This window comes from Leptospira meyeri (assembly GCF_004368965.1).
Classification (GTDB): Bacteria; Spirochaetota; Leptospiria; order Leptospirales; family Leptospiraceae; genus Leptospira_A; species Leptospira_A meyeri.
The window spans coordinates 2,038,123-2,052,371 of the sequence record NZ_SORO01000001.1 but is presented as its reverse complement, the minus strand read 5'-3'; the positions used below and the strand labels follow the sequence as shown (position 1 = coordinate 2,052,371).

At 37.7% G+C, this 14,249-nt stretch carries 15 protein-coding genes and 1 pseudogene; 6 read left to right on the top strand and 10 right to left on the bottom strand.

The window, feature by feature from the left end; genetic code table 11:
• Positions 1–36: 36 nt before the first annotated feature.
• The gene (locus CLV96_RS09575) at positions 37–1,785 is read left to right on the top strand and encodes a GMC oxidoreductase (RefSeq protein ID WP_004787092.1); all 1,749 of its coding nucleotides are present in this window, start codon (positions 37–39) and stop codon (positions 1,783–1,785) included.
• 5 nt (positions 1,786–1,790) lie between these two features.
• Positions 1,791–2,702 carry an ankyrin repeat domain-containing protein gene (locus tag CLV96_RS09570; protein ID WP_004786703.1) on the top strand — a complete coding sequence of 304 codons (912 nt, stop codon included), beginning with the start codon at positions 1,791–1,793 and terminating at the stop codon, positions 2,700–2,702.
• 40 nt (positions 2,703–2,742) lie between these two features.
• Here the strand turns inward: CLV96_RS09570 and CLV96_RS09565 are convergent, their stop codons facing one another.
• The 8 genes and pseudogenes from CLV96_RS09565 to rpmH all read right to left on the bottom strand — a co-directional run bounded on the left by CLV96_RS09565 (position 2,743) and on the right by rpmH (position 9,587).
• Positions 2,743–4,377: a hypothetical protein gene (locus CLV96_RS09565; RefSeq protein ID WP_004785385.1), complete on the bottom strand. Its 1,635-nt coding sequence runs from the start codon at positions 4,375–4,377 to the stop codon at positions 2,743–2,745.
• Between the two features lie 63 nt (positions 4,378–4,440).
• On the bottom strand, positions 4,441–4,692 hold the full coding sequence (locus CLV96_RS09560) for a hypothetical protein (protein ID WP_004786845.1): 252 nt from the start codon (positions 4,690–4,692) through the stop codon (positions 4,441–4,443).
• Positions 4,693–4,772: 80 nt separating this feature from the next.
• A complete protein-coding gene (gene mnmE / locus CLV96_RS09555; RefSeq protein ID WP_004787656.1) occupies positions 4,773–6,158 on the bottom strand; it encodes a tRNA uridine-5-carboxymethylaminomethyl(34) synthesis GTPase MnmE in 1,386 nt (461 codons plus the stop codon).
• The gene (gene jag, locus CLV96_RS09550; RefSeq protein WP_004784914.1) at positions 6,151–6,882 is read right to left on the bottom strand and encodes an RNA-binding cell elongation regulator Jag/EloR; all 732 of its coding nucleotides are present in this window, start codon (positions 6,880–6,882) and stop codon (positions 6,151–6,153) included. The genes mnmE and jag overlap by 8 nt, the downstream gene beginning before the upstream one ends.
• Before the next feature lie 28 nt (positions 6,883–6,910).
• A complete protein-coding gene (yidC, locus tag CLV96_RS09545) occupies positions 6,911–8,866 on the bottom strand; it encodes a membrane protein insertase YidC (protein WP_040917243.1) in 1,956 nt (651 codons plus the stop codon).
• A gap of 3 nt (positions 8,867–8,869) precedes the next feature.
• The gene (yidD, locus tag CLV96_RS09540; protein ID WP_020776531.1) at positions 8,870–9,097 is read right to left on the bottom strand and encodes a membrane protein insertion efficiency factor YidD; all 228 of its coding nucleotides are present in this window, start codon (positions 9,095–9,097) and stop codon (positions 8,870–8,872) included.
• Positions 9,094–9,399: pseudogene (rnpA, locus tag CLV96_RS09535) on the bottom strand (ribonuclease P protein component); the annotation flags it as partial. The gene yidD and the pseudogene rnpA, both read right to left, overlap by 4 nt.
• A gap of 26 nt (positions 9,400–9,425) precedes the next feature.
• The gene (gene rpmH, locus CLV96_RS09530) at positions 9,426–9,587 is read right to left on the bottom strand and encodes a 50S ribosomal protein L34 (protein ID WP_004785725.1); all 162 of its coding nucleotides are present in this window, start codon (positions 9,585–9,587) and stop codon (positions 9,426–9,428) included.
• Positions 9,588–10,016: 429 nt separating this feature from the next.
• Here rpmH and CLV96_RS09525 point away from each other — a divergent pair, with 429 nt between their 5' ends.
• A complete protein-coding gene (locus CLV96_RS09525) occupies positions 10,017–11,168 on the top strand; it encodes an MltA domain-containing protein (RefSeq protein WP_243836451.1) in 1,152 nt (383 codons plus the stop codon).
• Between the two features lie 59 nt (positions 11,169–11,227).
• Here CLV96_RS09525 and CLV96_RS09520 read toward each other — a convergent pair whose 3' ends face one another.
• Positions 11,228–11,884, bottom strand: coding sequence for a TetR/AcrR family transcriptional regulator (locus tag CLV96_RS09520; RefSeq protein ID WP_004785160.1), 657 nt, complete (start codon positions 11,882–11,884; stop codon positions 11,228–11,230).
• 128 nt (positions 11,885–12,012) lie between these two features.
• Between CLV96_RS09520 and CLV96_RS09515 the strand changes: the two genes are divergently transcribed.
• From CLV96_RS09515 to CLV96_RS20005, 3 genes are read left to right on the top strand one after another with little or no spacing between them, the layout of a single operon-like run.
• Positions 12,013–12,669: a DAPG hydrolase family protein gene (locus CLV96_RS09515; RefSeq protein WP_004785315.1), complete on the top strand. Its 657-nt coding sequence runs from the start codon at positions 12,013–12,015 to the stop codon at positions 12,667–12,669.
• A complete protein-coding gene (locus tag CLV96_RS09510) occupies positions 12,653–13,081 on the top strand; it encodes a glutathione S-transferase family protein (RefSeq protein ID WP_004786425.1) in 429 nt (142 codons plus the stop codon). The genes CLV96_RS09515 and CLV96_RS09510 overlap by 17 nt, the downstream gene beginning before the upstream one ends.
• Positions 12,979–13,254, top strand: a complete 276-nt coding sequence (locus tag CLV96_RS20005) for a glutathione binding-like protein (protein WP_243836503.1) — start codon at positions 12,979–12,981, stop codon at positions 13,252–13,254. Before CLV96_RS09510 ends, CLV96_RS20005 begins: the two co-directional genes overlap by 103 nt.
• Here CLV96_RS20005 and CLV96_RS09505 read toward each other — a convergent pair.
• Positions 13,246–14,172 carry a cation diffusion facilitator family transporter gene (locus tag CLV96_RS09505; RefSeq protein WP_004786807.1) on the bottom strand — a complete coding sequence of 309 codons (927 nt, stop codon included), beginning with the start codon at positions 14,170–14,172 and terminating at the stop codon, positions 13,246–13,248. The two genes, CLV96_RS20005 and CLV96_RS09505, sit on opposite strands and share 9 nt — an antisense overlap.
• Positions 14,173–14,249 lie beyond the last annotated feature (77 nt).

The window sequence follows — 14,249 nt, the reverse complement described above, 5'->3', positions numbered from 1 at the left end:
TTTCGCTCACGCACCACAAACAAGGAAAAACGAACCATGAGTCAATCCATTCCAAAAGAACAAAATTATGATTATGACTTTATTATTGTAGGGTCTGGTTTTGGAGGATCTGTTTCTGCTTACCGGTTATCTCAAAAAGGTTATAAAGTTTTAGTGATTGAATCAGGAAAAAGATGGAAATCAACGGACTTTCCAAAAACCAATTGGAGTGTTCGTAAGTATTTATGGATGCCAAAGTTAGGTTTTTATGGAATCCAACGGATCAATTTGCTAAATGATTTTTTACTCGTGAGTGGGGCCGGTGTTGGTGGCGGATCTTTGGTTTATGCTTGTACATTATATGTTCCTTCTTCTAAAGTATTAAATTCTCCTTTGTATTCCAAAATGGGAGGAGAAAAAAGTTTATTACCATATTATGATGTTGCTAAACATATGCTTGGTGTTACAGAGAATCCACAACTCTGGGAGCCTGATCAAATTTTATTAGAAACTGCCAAAAGCTTTGGTAAAGAGGAGACATTCAGAAGAACCCCTGTTGGAATTTATTTTGGAAATAAAAAAGATCCGAAGGATCCTTTTTTTGGGGGAGATGGTCCGGATCGAGACCCTTGTAATTTTTGCGGTGGCTGTATGGTGGGTTGTCGTCATAACGCAAAAAACACTCTCGATAAAAATTATTTGTATTTAGCAGAAAAGTTGGGAGCTGTTATCCTTCCAGAAACCAAAGTCACTTCTCTTGTTCCTCTCAATGAAAAAGGAATTCCTGATCCAGAAGCTAGTGGTGAGTTTGGGTATGAATTAGAATCCAATAGCACAACAAGTTGGTTTGGTTATCCCAAAAGAAAATTTCGTTCGAAACAAGTAGTTCTTTCAGCTGGAGTGATGGGCACTGTAGGCCTTCTACTCAAAATGCAATTTGAAAACAAAATGATTCGTTTATCAGAAAAGTTAGGTGATACGGTTCGTACGAATAGTGAAACAGTATTACCTGTGACAGTTCCTGCGAGTAAAGGTGTTGATTATTCTCGTGGGATTGCAATTACCTCCTCTGTCCACCCAGATGAAAATACTCATATTGAACCGGTTCGCTATTCTAAAGGATCTGATGTTTTTGGAGTCCTTGCGAGTGTGATGATAGATGGAGGGGGGATTTTCCCAAGACCTCTCAAATTTTTTTGGACGATGCTTCGTCATCCCCTCTATTTTTTGAAATCTCATAATCCCATTGGATTTGCAAAAAACTCTATCATCTTACTTGTCATGCAAACGGTGGATAATAGCGTACGACTTGTACGAAAAAGACGATTCATTTGGCCTTTCCAAAGGACTATCACTTCGGCTCTTTCCACAGGGGAACCAACACCCACTTACATTCCAATTGCCAATGCATTTGCTCGGAAACTAGCTGAAATTGTTGGTGGGATTCCGCGCAGTTCTTTTAATGATACTCTCCTCAATGCACCTGTAACTGGTCATATTATGGGTGGTTGTATTGTTGCTGATTCACCTGAACGTGGTGTGATCGATATGGAAAACAAAGTATTTGGGTATGAGAACCTTCGTGTTTGTGATGCTTCCATGCTTACTGTAAACTTAGGTGTGAATCCCAGTTTGACGATCACAGCTCTCTCGGAACGAGCCATGAGTTTTGTTCCTCCCAAGGATAAAACAGCGATCCAATTTTTATCTTTTGAAATCAAAAAGGGATTTGATAAAATCCTTGGTTCTAATCCTAAAAAATCTCCGGTTAAAAAATCGACTTCTGTGAGGACACGTGTATCATAACCTAAATGAGTTTGATAGACGTAGCCAAATCAGGCAGTATCGAAGAGTGGGATGCAGAGATCAATGCCGGAGCTGATCCAAATGAATTAGATTCTTATGGAACCAATGCCCTCTCCTGGATGGTAAAGATGGAGAGTGCAGAGCTCTTTCGCCATGCCATCCAAAGAGGGGCCGATCCTTCCTCCCCTTATCGCATTCCAGGCAATGTTATCTTTGATGTGATGAGCCAAAATAAAGAATCCTTTCTACAAATCTTGGTAGAGACAGTCTCCGTTTGGAAAAATTCTAACCGCCTTCTCACAAGGGATAAAAATGGAAATACCATCTTTCATTTAGCAATTCTTGAATCAGCAGAACCTCTTTGGGAAGTTATAGTTGGTTTGTTAACAGAAGATATCGTTTCATTACGAAATGAAGAAGGGCGTTCTGTTTTTTTAGAAGCAACCATCGAAGACCGAATGGAGATCGTCACCAAACTTCTGTCAATGTTTCCTGATGTGATCCATCACAAAGACCGAGAAGGAAAAACTGCACTACATTTAGCTTCTGAGCGGAATTTACATGAGATATGTTCTTATCTGTTAGAAGAAGGAATTATTTCCTTAGAAATTAGAGACGAATTGGGGAACACTCCATTATTTTTATCCGCTTCCGCTGATGCGGTAGAATGTTTAGCCGATCTTCTACATGTTGGTGCTAATCCGTTTGTTTGGGGGGAAAATGAGGAATCGATCACGAGGTTACTTGACCGTGAAAAGTTTGGTCATTCATTCAAAACCTGGAAAGATTTTGTGATTCAAAAAGCAATCCTCGGTACCGGGTATGTACGCCAGGAGGAAATGATCGATTACATTCGAAAAGAAAAACCATTTAAACCAGAAGAGTTGACCAAAGCAAAGTTAGTTGACCTGATCTGAAGTCGAACTGATTTTATATTTTTGATAAGATCAAATTTTGTTATTTTTGTGGAGTGGAATCATCCCCTAAAAATTTAGGACCATAGTTTCCTTCCCTGTCAGTATATGATCTCTCTGATTTGGGACTTTCAAAGGTATAGTGTTGTTCTATATTAGTTTTGAAAGGAGCGTTCTCGGGAGATTCGCCGTATTGGTGTAACTCTCTAATCCTTAAATCGGATCTGGGATGTTTTCCAAGCCTTCCTTGGAATTTGAAGAAAGAAATTAATTTAGGGTCTACTTGATGGTGGCCGTCAGGATCTTTGTCTGCTTTTTGGCCCGCCCAACCAGGTTCTTCCCATGCGACTAATCTTTCGATTTTTTGTTTAACCATCTTACTGGCATCGACGTAACGAGTTGGCTCGGATAGGTTGGATTCGGAATCATCACTTTTTGGGATTGGTTTATCCTTGATCCCTGAACCAATTTTGACATTCGTTAAGTCTTTTTCAGACAAATCTTTGGGTATGATGAGAATGGAGTTTTCTGGATCAAAACTTGGAAACACATCCCAAGGATCAGAAATATAATTAAAGAGTGCATTTCCCGCATGAAGTTTAACCGTATAACCACCATAAGCTGATGTTGGGTTTCCTCCATCTGATCCCATATTGCCCTTTGCTACATAAAGAATGGGGTGGTTTTTTAATGAATTGATATTTCGAAAATCGGTATCGAGAAGGATATGGTCATGACCAGTGAGTAAGATTCGTTTTGGTTTTCCTTCTTTTGTAACAAGGAGTGCATAAGATTCTAAATCCCCTTGGTGAATATTCCCGAACTTGGTTGGTCCTTCATTCCAATCATACCAAATCCAATAAGAGACAACCATATCTCCTTTCCCTACTTCATACCAATAGTTTCCATTGTCTCTAAATCCAGGGAGAGCTTCTTTTTGTGTACCCGAGACAGTTGCATTGGCATACCGGACATGATAATACAGATGTGTTTGTTTTTCTGTTTCCCTTAGATCAGGAAATTCCACATAGTTCCATGTGGTTTGGCCTAGAGACTTGCGACGAATGTCTTTATTCGGAAGATTATATTCTTTGGACTGAAAAAAGTTTGCATACTTTTCGATATTGGTTGGAAGGTATTTTTTATCCTTGTGAAAGACTAGGATAGGTGCAAATTTATGTGCCAACTCTTCTTGTTTACGATTGGGAATTAAGTTCTCTTGGCTTACAAAAGTAAACTCATGAGTTACGTTGGGGTTTTTAGAAAACGAATCTGTATTTTGAATCCAAAATGGATTATGACCTGGTGAATATTTTCCATGAACTTTTTCGATTCCGTCAAGGTAAATCGAAAGATGTGTCCACTGGTTTGGAACCACTTCTAAAAAAGTCATTTGGTCTGTGGATGATTGAAGTGGTTTTCCACCTTTGTGTGTTTTTATAGATATTGGTATATAACACTCTTTAGCTTTAATATCGGGGCATAGATAGAATTTGAGAGTGTAAGAAATCCTTTCTTCTTTTAGTTCTTTGGGAATTGATTTGAGTTTAAATTGGAAACGTTTGGGAACTGGATTTGAACTTTCAGGAACTTTTTCACTGGAATTAGTGCAGAAACTAACAAGGATAAGTATTAAGATTAACGAAATATAGGTGAAGATTTGTTTAATAGGTTTCATTTGGGTTTTTAGATATAAAAAAACCCCTGTCTCCAGGGGTTTTTTGCATTGAGAAAGATTAGATTACTCAGCGTCTTTCTTAGCTTTTTTCTCTTTTTTGGCTTTCTTTGCTTTTTTAGCCTTTTTCTCGCCATTTTTATTGTTCTTTTTCTCTTTTTTCTCACCGTCTTTGTTATTCATTTTTTCTTTTTTAGGTTTAACGGTTTCGGAAGCTTCGTCAGCTTGCATGGTAGGCTCTTCGTCTGCTTCTGTTTGAGCAAAAACACCGAAAGTGCTGAAAGAGAAAATAGAGAGAATCACAAGAATTTTTTTCATTTTTTACCTCGTATGGAATGTGGACTTATTAGATACTATTTGGAAGATTAGACAATCGCAAATTTTGAGTTTTTTGTGAATTATTTACCCACACAAAATTTACTAAATATTCTACCAAGAATTTCTTCATTTTCCACATGTCCGTTGACTTCACCAATTTCTTTGAGCGAGGAATTGATTTCCTGGATATAAATTTCAGCTGGTGCGTTATCTTCCATCAAACGAATCGCTTCCGATAAATTAGATTCAATTTTCTGAATATGAAATCTTTGTCTGTCTTCTAGTAAAACCACATCTTCTGAATTGTCGTTAGAGGTGAGTTTTGTTTTTAAAAGTTCCAATAACTGAGAAATTCCAATTTTTGTTTTACAAGAGATTTCTGTAATGTCCAACTCGAATTCATTTCGCAATTCTTCTAATTGGTCTCGGTTCCAATCTTTATGTTTTTCGTCGATTTTATTGGCAACAAGAATGGAACCATGAAGTCTTTCTTTATGTTTTGTTAAAAATGAACTTTTGTCGAATGGCAAAGAAGCATCTATCAAAAGAAGTTTTACGTTAGCACTATCAGCTTCTCGTTTGCTTCTCTCAATCCCCATTTGTTCTATGTTATCGGATGTTTCTCGAATTCCGGCAGTATCCACCAACCGAATCGGAATTCCATCCAAACTCAATTCTTCAGCTATATAATCTCTGGTTGTACCTGGAATGTCAGAAATAATTGAACGGTCTTTTCCAATTAGTAAGTTCATTAGGCTCGACTTACCTGTGTTTGGCTCTCCAAATAAAACAACAGTGGATTGTAAAATCAATGTTTCTGCACGTTCAGAATCTTTAATTAATTTAGAACAAAGGTTTTTTAGAGAAATCATTCGATTTTTTCTTTCTTCCAAACTCTCAAAGGTAAGGTCTTCAGTAGAAAAATCAATCTCAGCTTCGCATTCTGCTTTTAATGAAATAAGATCGCTTCTAATTTTCGAACTTAATTTTGTAATTTCGCCAAATACGTTTTTTTGAGCTAATTCTAATTCATACCGAGAGCGTGCTTCAATCAGTCGCCCGATGGCCTCGGCACCGGATAAATTAATTTTTCCGTTTAAGTAAGCTCTTTTGGTAAACTCACCTTTCTGTGCAGGTCTGGCTCCCTTCTCAAATAGAATTTGTAACCCACGTTTGAGGAGGATCGGGTTTCCATGTAAGTGGAATTCTGCTAAGTCTTCACCTGTGTATGAGTTAGGTGATGGAAAATAAAAGAATACAATTTGGTCTAACGGGTGATTTGCATCTACGAAGTCACAAAAAACAGCAGTCCGTTTTTGGTTGATAATGTATTCTTCTGTAAGAGGAGATCCGTTTTTTTCTAGAACGGAGAGGGCAATGGGCAATACGGCAGAGCCCGATACCCGAAGGATGCCAATCGCTCCGGGTCCAGAGGCTGTGGACAATGCCGCAATGGTATCAATCAAGATCTTCTTGGTCTACTCCGTCTGCAAAGTCTTCTACGGGAAGGCCTTTTTTAGAAGGATCTTCCAAATCTTTGTATTTATGTTTTTCTTTTGCAGAGATGACACGAACCCTTTTGAAAGTTCCATTTCCTTCTGATCTTGTGAATACTCTTTCGTCTTCTTGGATTGCCATGTGAACAATTCTTCGTTCAAACGGATTCATTGGATCAAGTAGTTTAGACCTTCCTGATTTGATCACAGAGGCTGCTACTGATTTTGCCAAACGAATGAGAGATAACTCGCGTTTGTCGCGATACGATTCAATATCCAAAACTATTTTTCGGTTATGACGAATTTTTGGATCTACCATTAAGTTGAGAAGGAATTGAAGTGAATCTAAAGTGCCTCCTCTTTTCCCAATAATGAGTCCAGATTCTTTACTTGTTAGTTCGACATAGATTTTTCCATCTACATCACCCATTCCTACTACTTCAGCAGGAATTCCCATTTTTTTCAAAATGGTTATGATCACTCCATGAATGATTTTTTCGGATGGGATGTCGTTGTTTGCAACAAATGCACGTACAACGGCTGGTTTTTTTTGTGTGATTCCTAAAAATCCGGATTTTCCGGAATCAACTACTTCGAATCGTAAATCGCCTGGTTGGAGGCGAAGTGTTTCGAGCGAATATTCTTCTGCCTCACTTTTCGTTTTTCCTTCGGCTTCGAAAATGTAATTATTCATCTGTGATCTTCCTTGTTAAACAATGATTTCATTTTTTCTTTTTGTTTTGGTTTCTAAATCCAGGTCTTGCAACCGCAGAAGCTTTGTTTGCTGGTTCTGGCCCATTATTTGTTGGTTTTTTATCTTCTGATTTACCAAATTTGTTTGTATATACTTGTTGAGCGATGGACAGAATGTTTTGCATGGTCCAATACATTGTTACACCAGCAGGCATTGACCAAAAGAAATATAACATGATCACAGGCATCATGTACATCATCATCTTTTGGTTAGGATCTGAGGAAACCGTTGTCATTCGAGACTGAACCACTTGCGTTGCAACCATGATGAGTGGAAGGATATTGATCGCAAGTGCACCAATGAATGCTAACTTTGGAGTTGTGTAAACAGTATCAGGTTCACTTAAATCTTTGATCCATAAAAATGGGGAATTCCAAAGATCCACAGTATCGGAAAAAGCAGTATACAACGCAATAAAGATAGGAATTTGGATGAGCATGGGAAGGCAACCCGCCATTGGGTTGGTTCCATTCTTTTTGTATAACTCTACCGTTTTTTCTTGTTTGAGTTTTGGATCATCGGCATACTTTTCATTGATGAGTTTGATTTGTGGAGATAACTCCTGCATCTTCTTCATCGATTCCGCTTGTTTTTTGTTGAGTGGATAGAATGCTAATTTAAAGAGGATAGCAAAAATGACAATTGCCCAACCATAGTTTGGAATGACCAAATAAATCTTTTTTAGGATCCAAACAATTCCATTGCGAAGAGGGGTTGTAATCCCTTGGTTAAAGGATTTGTCAAGGGAATCACTAAGCCCTGCAAACACGGAGTCTTTGTTGATTTTTGGATCAAGTTTGCTGTCACGGAAAGCGGTTCCATCAAGTTCTCTTACGCCAACATAAGCCGCATAATCCAAGTTTACTTCTTCACCAGGCCCGAGTTTCCAATTATCATAAACTAAGAGAACTCCAGTTTCGTTTCCTTTACGGTTATCAAGAAGGACACCTGCTGGTTTGTCATCCAATGGATCGATAACTCCAATGAAGTAACGGCTTCCAGTTCCTACAAAGTCTACCTTTTCGTTAGAACCTTTTTTGATTTCGTAACGAGTATCTTTTCCATCATTTGAACCAAATAGGTTATCAAAAAATCCTTGTGTGCTGGTTCCATCTACGTGGTCTTTAAAACTTCCATCTAAGTAGTAATAACGGAAATAGTGAGCATTGTCGCGGTCATTAAAATCTTCTTTTTTCTTAAGTACTGGTCCAAGAGAACTAAAGGATCTAAAGTAAATATCAGATTTTGAAGGGGAAATGTTGATGGTTTCGGTGGATCTGTTTTTGAGTGTTAAATGAAACTTAAAATAATTTTCAGAAGGGAAAAATTGAAATCTCTTTTGGATGGTAAATTTCCCATCTAACGAAGGTGCTTCGAAGATCACGGTTTTTGTTTCGGCGTTATAGCTGGAGCTAAAGTTTACTAAGTTGTAAGCTGAAAAAGGAATGGTATCTTTGTCTTCAATGATATTGAAGTCAAAACCTTGTCCTCTCGTGAGTTCTACAGCTTTTTCTTTTTTTCCATCAAATTCAATTTCAAATTTAGGATCTTTTGCAATCGCAAATTCAGAACCATCTGGTTCTTTATGGTCTTTTATGTAATATTCTGTGATTCTTCCGCCTAAGCTAGAAAAATGAACTAAGAAAGAATCTGTCTTCAACGAAAAAGTTTTTACATCTTCTGGTTTTACTGGATTTAACTTAGTTGTTTCTGTTGTTGGTTTTTTTAGTTCTGATTTTGAATCCGTTGCATTTCCGCTAGGTTTCTCTTTTTCTGAGCCTTCTTTGTTGGAAACTTCATCAGTGGTTTTAGGTTTCGGTGGTTGTGGTGGAAAGAAGAAATAGTTAATCCCCATCCATACTGCTAAACTGAGGAATAGCGCGAGGAATAAACGACCTTGTCTGTTGGTGGAATCATTTTGCATAAGTTAACTCTTGTTAAAGGATTTCGGTAAAGGGTCATGCCCACCCTCGTGATAAGGATGGCATTTGGAAATTCGAACAACACTTAAAACAAGTGCTTTATACCATGGATAGGTTTCAAACGCTTGTTTGGCGTATTCAGAACAACTGGGGGTAAACCGGCAAGCCGGAGGCAATAGAGGGGACAGCAGTTTTTTGTAGAGGTAAATAAGAACCAAAAACAGCCGATTCATGGGAATTGTTTTAGAACCGAAAGGAACAAAACCTCTCGGTCTTCCTTGGATAACTTCGCAAAATCTTTCTGAACGAGTAGGGCACAATCGTATCCAACAGGTAACAAAGAAATATATTTCCTAACCAGTTCTCGGAGAATTCGTTTAGAACGGTTGCGTTCAACGGCTGTTTTGTGAGTTTTATCGGGGCAAAATAAAAAACTGGCAAACGGAAGGCCGTTTTTTCGGACAAGCCATCGCATTGGTGGCCTGCCCATTTTTCGATTCTGACGAAAGAGTTCCTGGATCCTGGTTTGGTCGTGAAGGGTCTCCGAAGGAAGCTCCTAAATTAGAACTTTCTCCCGATTTTTTCGTCGGAAACAGTCAATTTATAGCGCCCTTTTCTTCTTCTGGAGGCTATCACATTTCTTCCGCCTGGGGTAGCCATTCTGGCTCGGAATCCGTGAGTTCTCACGCGTTTAATCTTACTCGGTTGGAATGTACGTTTCATGAAACACCTAATTAATCTATATATGATCGCAAAAATATGAGGTCTTTTGAAAGGTTTTTGGTACCCTCATGGAAGTCAAGGGGAATTGGGAAAAATGATTGGACAGCGTCTTTCTTATGAGACATAAGGCAAAAACATTCGGTTTCAGGTGAGGGACTTACTTTTTTGCATGGTTTTCTTTTGAAAGTGGGTCACTACGTTGCGTTGCTTTCTAAATAACTTAAGTATCCTTGCCTCGTGCCTTTCTTTCGAAACCGAGTAACCTTTTCGCATCACTACCCAAGGAAAATCGCAAACTCTCTTTCATGAATTCCTCGGTCTTTGTTCCCATTCATTTAAAAGTATTCAAAATCTTGTCCCCAAACGAAACAATACCCTATGTGCATTGGTAACCAACTGAAAAAAGAAAGTGACTTTCCTTTTCGCCTAATGAACAAAATTACCTCGGTTTCCCTTTTGATCGGTTCACTTTCGACTGTAACTTTATTTGCCGAGCCAAACCAGAATCGGAATTACCCCAAGAGTCAGAAACGAACAGATCTATCCTTAGTTTCTCATAATTCTCAAACTTCTAGTTCCTTCAAAAATTTGGACCACAGAAAAGATCCAAATCTAGAGTTTGCTTTCAAGGAATCCATCCAATATTTTGAGAGGAAACCTAAAGATAACAAAGTTCGTTTTGGGGAAGAAGAATTCACAAATGGAGAAATCCTTCAATTGTTTGCAAATCTTCAGTCGATCATCCACAATACCCCTGTTGATCAGATAAAAAGTGAAATCGAAAAACAATTTCGAATGATTGAGCTAAGACCGTCCGCCGATTCTCCAATGATTACCGGATATTATGAAGTACGAATTCGTGGAAAAAACAAACAAGAAGGAGATTTCCAATATCCTGCATTAACTCCTCCAATCTCAAATCCAAGGTTTCTTGAAAATCCCAAACTCTTTCATCGAGAAAAATGGAATCAAAAATCCAATTGGGAAAAATATTCTAAACCAATTGTTTTTTTACGATTAACAGACTTACATTTAGCGCAGTTGGAAGGTTCGGCAATTGTTGAAATGGAAAACGGAGAGAGATTTCGGATTAATTATGCTGAAGACAATGGACAAAATTATATTAGTCCTTCTGTTCATTTGTATGGAATTTGTCCAAGCCTTAAACCGTTTCACTTATCAAATTGTATTCAATCCAATCCTAAGGAAGTTACAGAAGCAATTTTAAAAAATCCAAGATATATATTCTTTCATAAAGAACCAATCTTAGGTGCAGAAATGAATGAACATCAATTAGGGCCGAAGGGAAGTGGAGGTATTCGATTGATTGCTAACCGATCGGTAGCGATGGATATACGAATTCCATTGGGACTTCCTGTCCTTCTTTCATTTCAAACAAATAAAGAAACGGTGAATAACCGTTTGGTGTTTGTACATGATAGAGGAAATGCCATTACCGGTGTTGGTAGGTTGGATTATTTCTTAGGGAGTGGTGACGGAGTGGAAGAGGAAGCAAACAATTTATTAACAAAAGGAAAAGTCGTTTTATTGCTTCCAAGGAAAGAAAAAACAATTAGATAAATAAATTTAAACCAATTCGAAATTTGAAATTTATATGACCGACGAAAGTTTCGCCACCTTTACGTTTCGCTTTTGATTCCTTGATAGAAAATAAAAAAAAGGGCCTCCATTTCTTGATTTGGGTCTATTGGATACTTTGGTGCTAATACAAATTTCGTGATTAAAAAACTAGCAGCCAAACTAAAAGATGCCCTTACAATTTGATTGGGATCCAAATCCTTTCTGATTTCACCCATTCCTTGAAAATACCGGATGGCTTCTACAGAAGTATCATACAAATTTATTTTCCAAAGATTTCCAAAAATTTCAGAGAATTCTTTTGAGAAGAGGAGGGCACCTAGAAGAAGTTTCAATTTTTTTGGTTCTTTTGCTACGGCGGTGTATCTTGCCTTTAAAATGGAGATATACCATTCTCTGAAATTCGGTTTCAAAGTTTGTAGTCTTTCTTTGAGGTCAGACATATGACCGGGCACAATTGTCGAGAGAAGTAAACCTGAAAGAACTCGTCTGTATAAATCAATCTTCGAGGGAAAATATTTAAAGAGCGTACGTTCTGTTACACCTGCCCTTTTTGCAAGTTCTGCAGTTGTAGCACCGGCAAATCCTAACTCAGCAAAAACATCTTCAGCTGCTTCAACGATGTCCTTTTCCTTTTCCGATTCCGGATTTTGATAAGCACTAAATTCGTTTTGTAGTAACTTGAGGGTCAGTTTCATACGTTTGTTAATCTCCGTTTGGTAACATTTTTCCAAGAGAGCAAAATTTTTCGATTGATTTTTTGTATAGTATTTACTTTACAATGAAATTACAAAGGTATAGCGTTTACTATACCATGGAGGCTGGAATGAAAAAGGTTCAATTGGGGTTACTGCCAAAATTAGAAATTCAGTGGAACAGGAAGTTAGTGGAATCCGCAAAATCAGGAAGAGAGGTGCTTACAGACGGAAGGGTCAAATATTGGATTCGGCATGATACGATCAAGGGTGTGCACCCAAAAATGTTGGCTTGGTGGTTCCAACATTTGGAAGGTGAAATTGAATATGAAGGAAAGATTTACAATAGGTATCATGTATGGCATCCAGAAGATCATGTCCATGTTAGTTATGAAAAAAGAAAACCAGATGGTAGTGTAGGACCCGGAGCAGTTTTAAGAATTGTAGAATATTTAGGAAGAAAAAAGGACTATTTAGTGAATGTGGTTAGTCCCATCGAAAAATTAGATGAGGAAGGATTCATTCATAATCCAAAGTTGTATGGTTTTTTACCGATTGCAAGAATGGAATATAGTTTCAAGGAAGGTGCAGAGGGAACTCTTTATGAAAATTGTTTGATTGTTGGATGGAAGGGACTTAGTTTTAAGTTGTTAAGACCAATCTTTGAGTTTTTGTTTTTTGATAAACAACATGGTTTCTTTTGGATAAAACATAACATTGAAGAGGTGGGTCAGTTCGAAAGTTTTTTACCAGATCTTTACAGGAAGGAAAATGAAAATTTACGGTGATAGACAATCAGGAAATAGTTATAAACTTTTACTCGTAACTTCCTTTCTAGAGATTCCATATGAATGGCAAGATATCGATATAAAAAAAGGAGAAACCAAAACAGATTCATTTCTGAAAATGAATCCTAATGGGAAAATTCCCATTCTAATTTTGGATGATGGAAGGATTCTATCGGAGTCCAATGCCATTTTGAATTTTTTAGCGGAAGGAAGTCATCTGCTTCCCAAAGATAACTTTGAAAGAGCTAAGGTCTTACAATGGCAGTTTTTTGAACAATATAGTCATGAACCTTACATTGCAGTCGCGAGATATATCAGCCATTATTTGGGGTTCCTGACGAGAGACGTGCTGAATACGAATCCAAACAAGAAGGTGGTCATAAAGCTTTACGAGTTATGGAAACCCAACTAACAAACAAAAAATTTTTGGTTGGCGATTCTATTACGACCGCAGACATATCATTATTTGCTTATACACATGTAGCCCATGAAGGTGGATTTAATTTATCGGTGTATCCAAAAATCTTAGATTGGATCAAACGAATCCAAACTTTAGATAAATTCAAACCAATGAACTCAGTCTGAATGAAGTTTGCATTGTTCGGCGTCAGTTTCTAATTCGATGGTAGTATGAATGATTTCGAATTCCAATGCAACTTGTCTAATTTTTTCTTTAATCGTTTGAAATTCATTCAGTTTAACTGTTTTCTCTATCAGTACATGTAAGGAAGCAACATGGTGGTTCCCGTCTAAACTCCAAATTTTGATATCATGGACTGACTGAATTCCCTTTATTTTTTCCCAATGTTCAACTAGCTCATGCCGATCAACCGATTCAGGAACTGCCTGTAACATCACGATCATCACTTGTTTGATATTCCCATAAGCGTTCCATAAAATCCATAATGCAATCGCAAGTGAAAGTAATGGATCAAACCAAGGAACCTCGAAGTACATCATGACGACGCTACCGATAAGGACCGCAATCCATCCGAGTATATCTTCTAAAAAATGAAGAAAAACTGCCTTTTCAGTTAATGATTTGCCATGGTTGAGTCGTACCATCGCTGCCCCGTTGACAATGACTCCAATGATCGCGAGTGCAAACATAACATTAGCTTTGGTTTCTTCTGGAGTTATGAATCTTTTGATAGATTCAATGATCATAAAGATGGAACCAACTGATAAAATGAATGAAATGATCAGTGCTCCAAGTATAGAAAATCGCTTATAACCGTAGTCAAAATAATTGTCTTTCGGTTTTGTTGAGATTTTTTGTAAATACCAGACAAGGGCGAGAGATAAGGCATCACCAAAGTCATGAAAAGCGTCCGAAATAATGGCAATGCTATTGGAAAATATACCACCGATTAACTCTAACAGTGAAAAACTTAAGTTAAGTAAAAACGCCCATGCCAAATTTTTTGTCGAAGATGAGGTATGGTGGTGGCTATGATTGTGTGAGTGGTGGTCTTGTTTAGAATGATTATGACCTTGTCCCATAGAGGATAGAGTTTCAGATTCGTTTTTTCTCTGCAACTAAAGAAAGAAGGGAAAATATTAAGAGATTCCTTATGTTT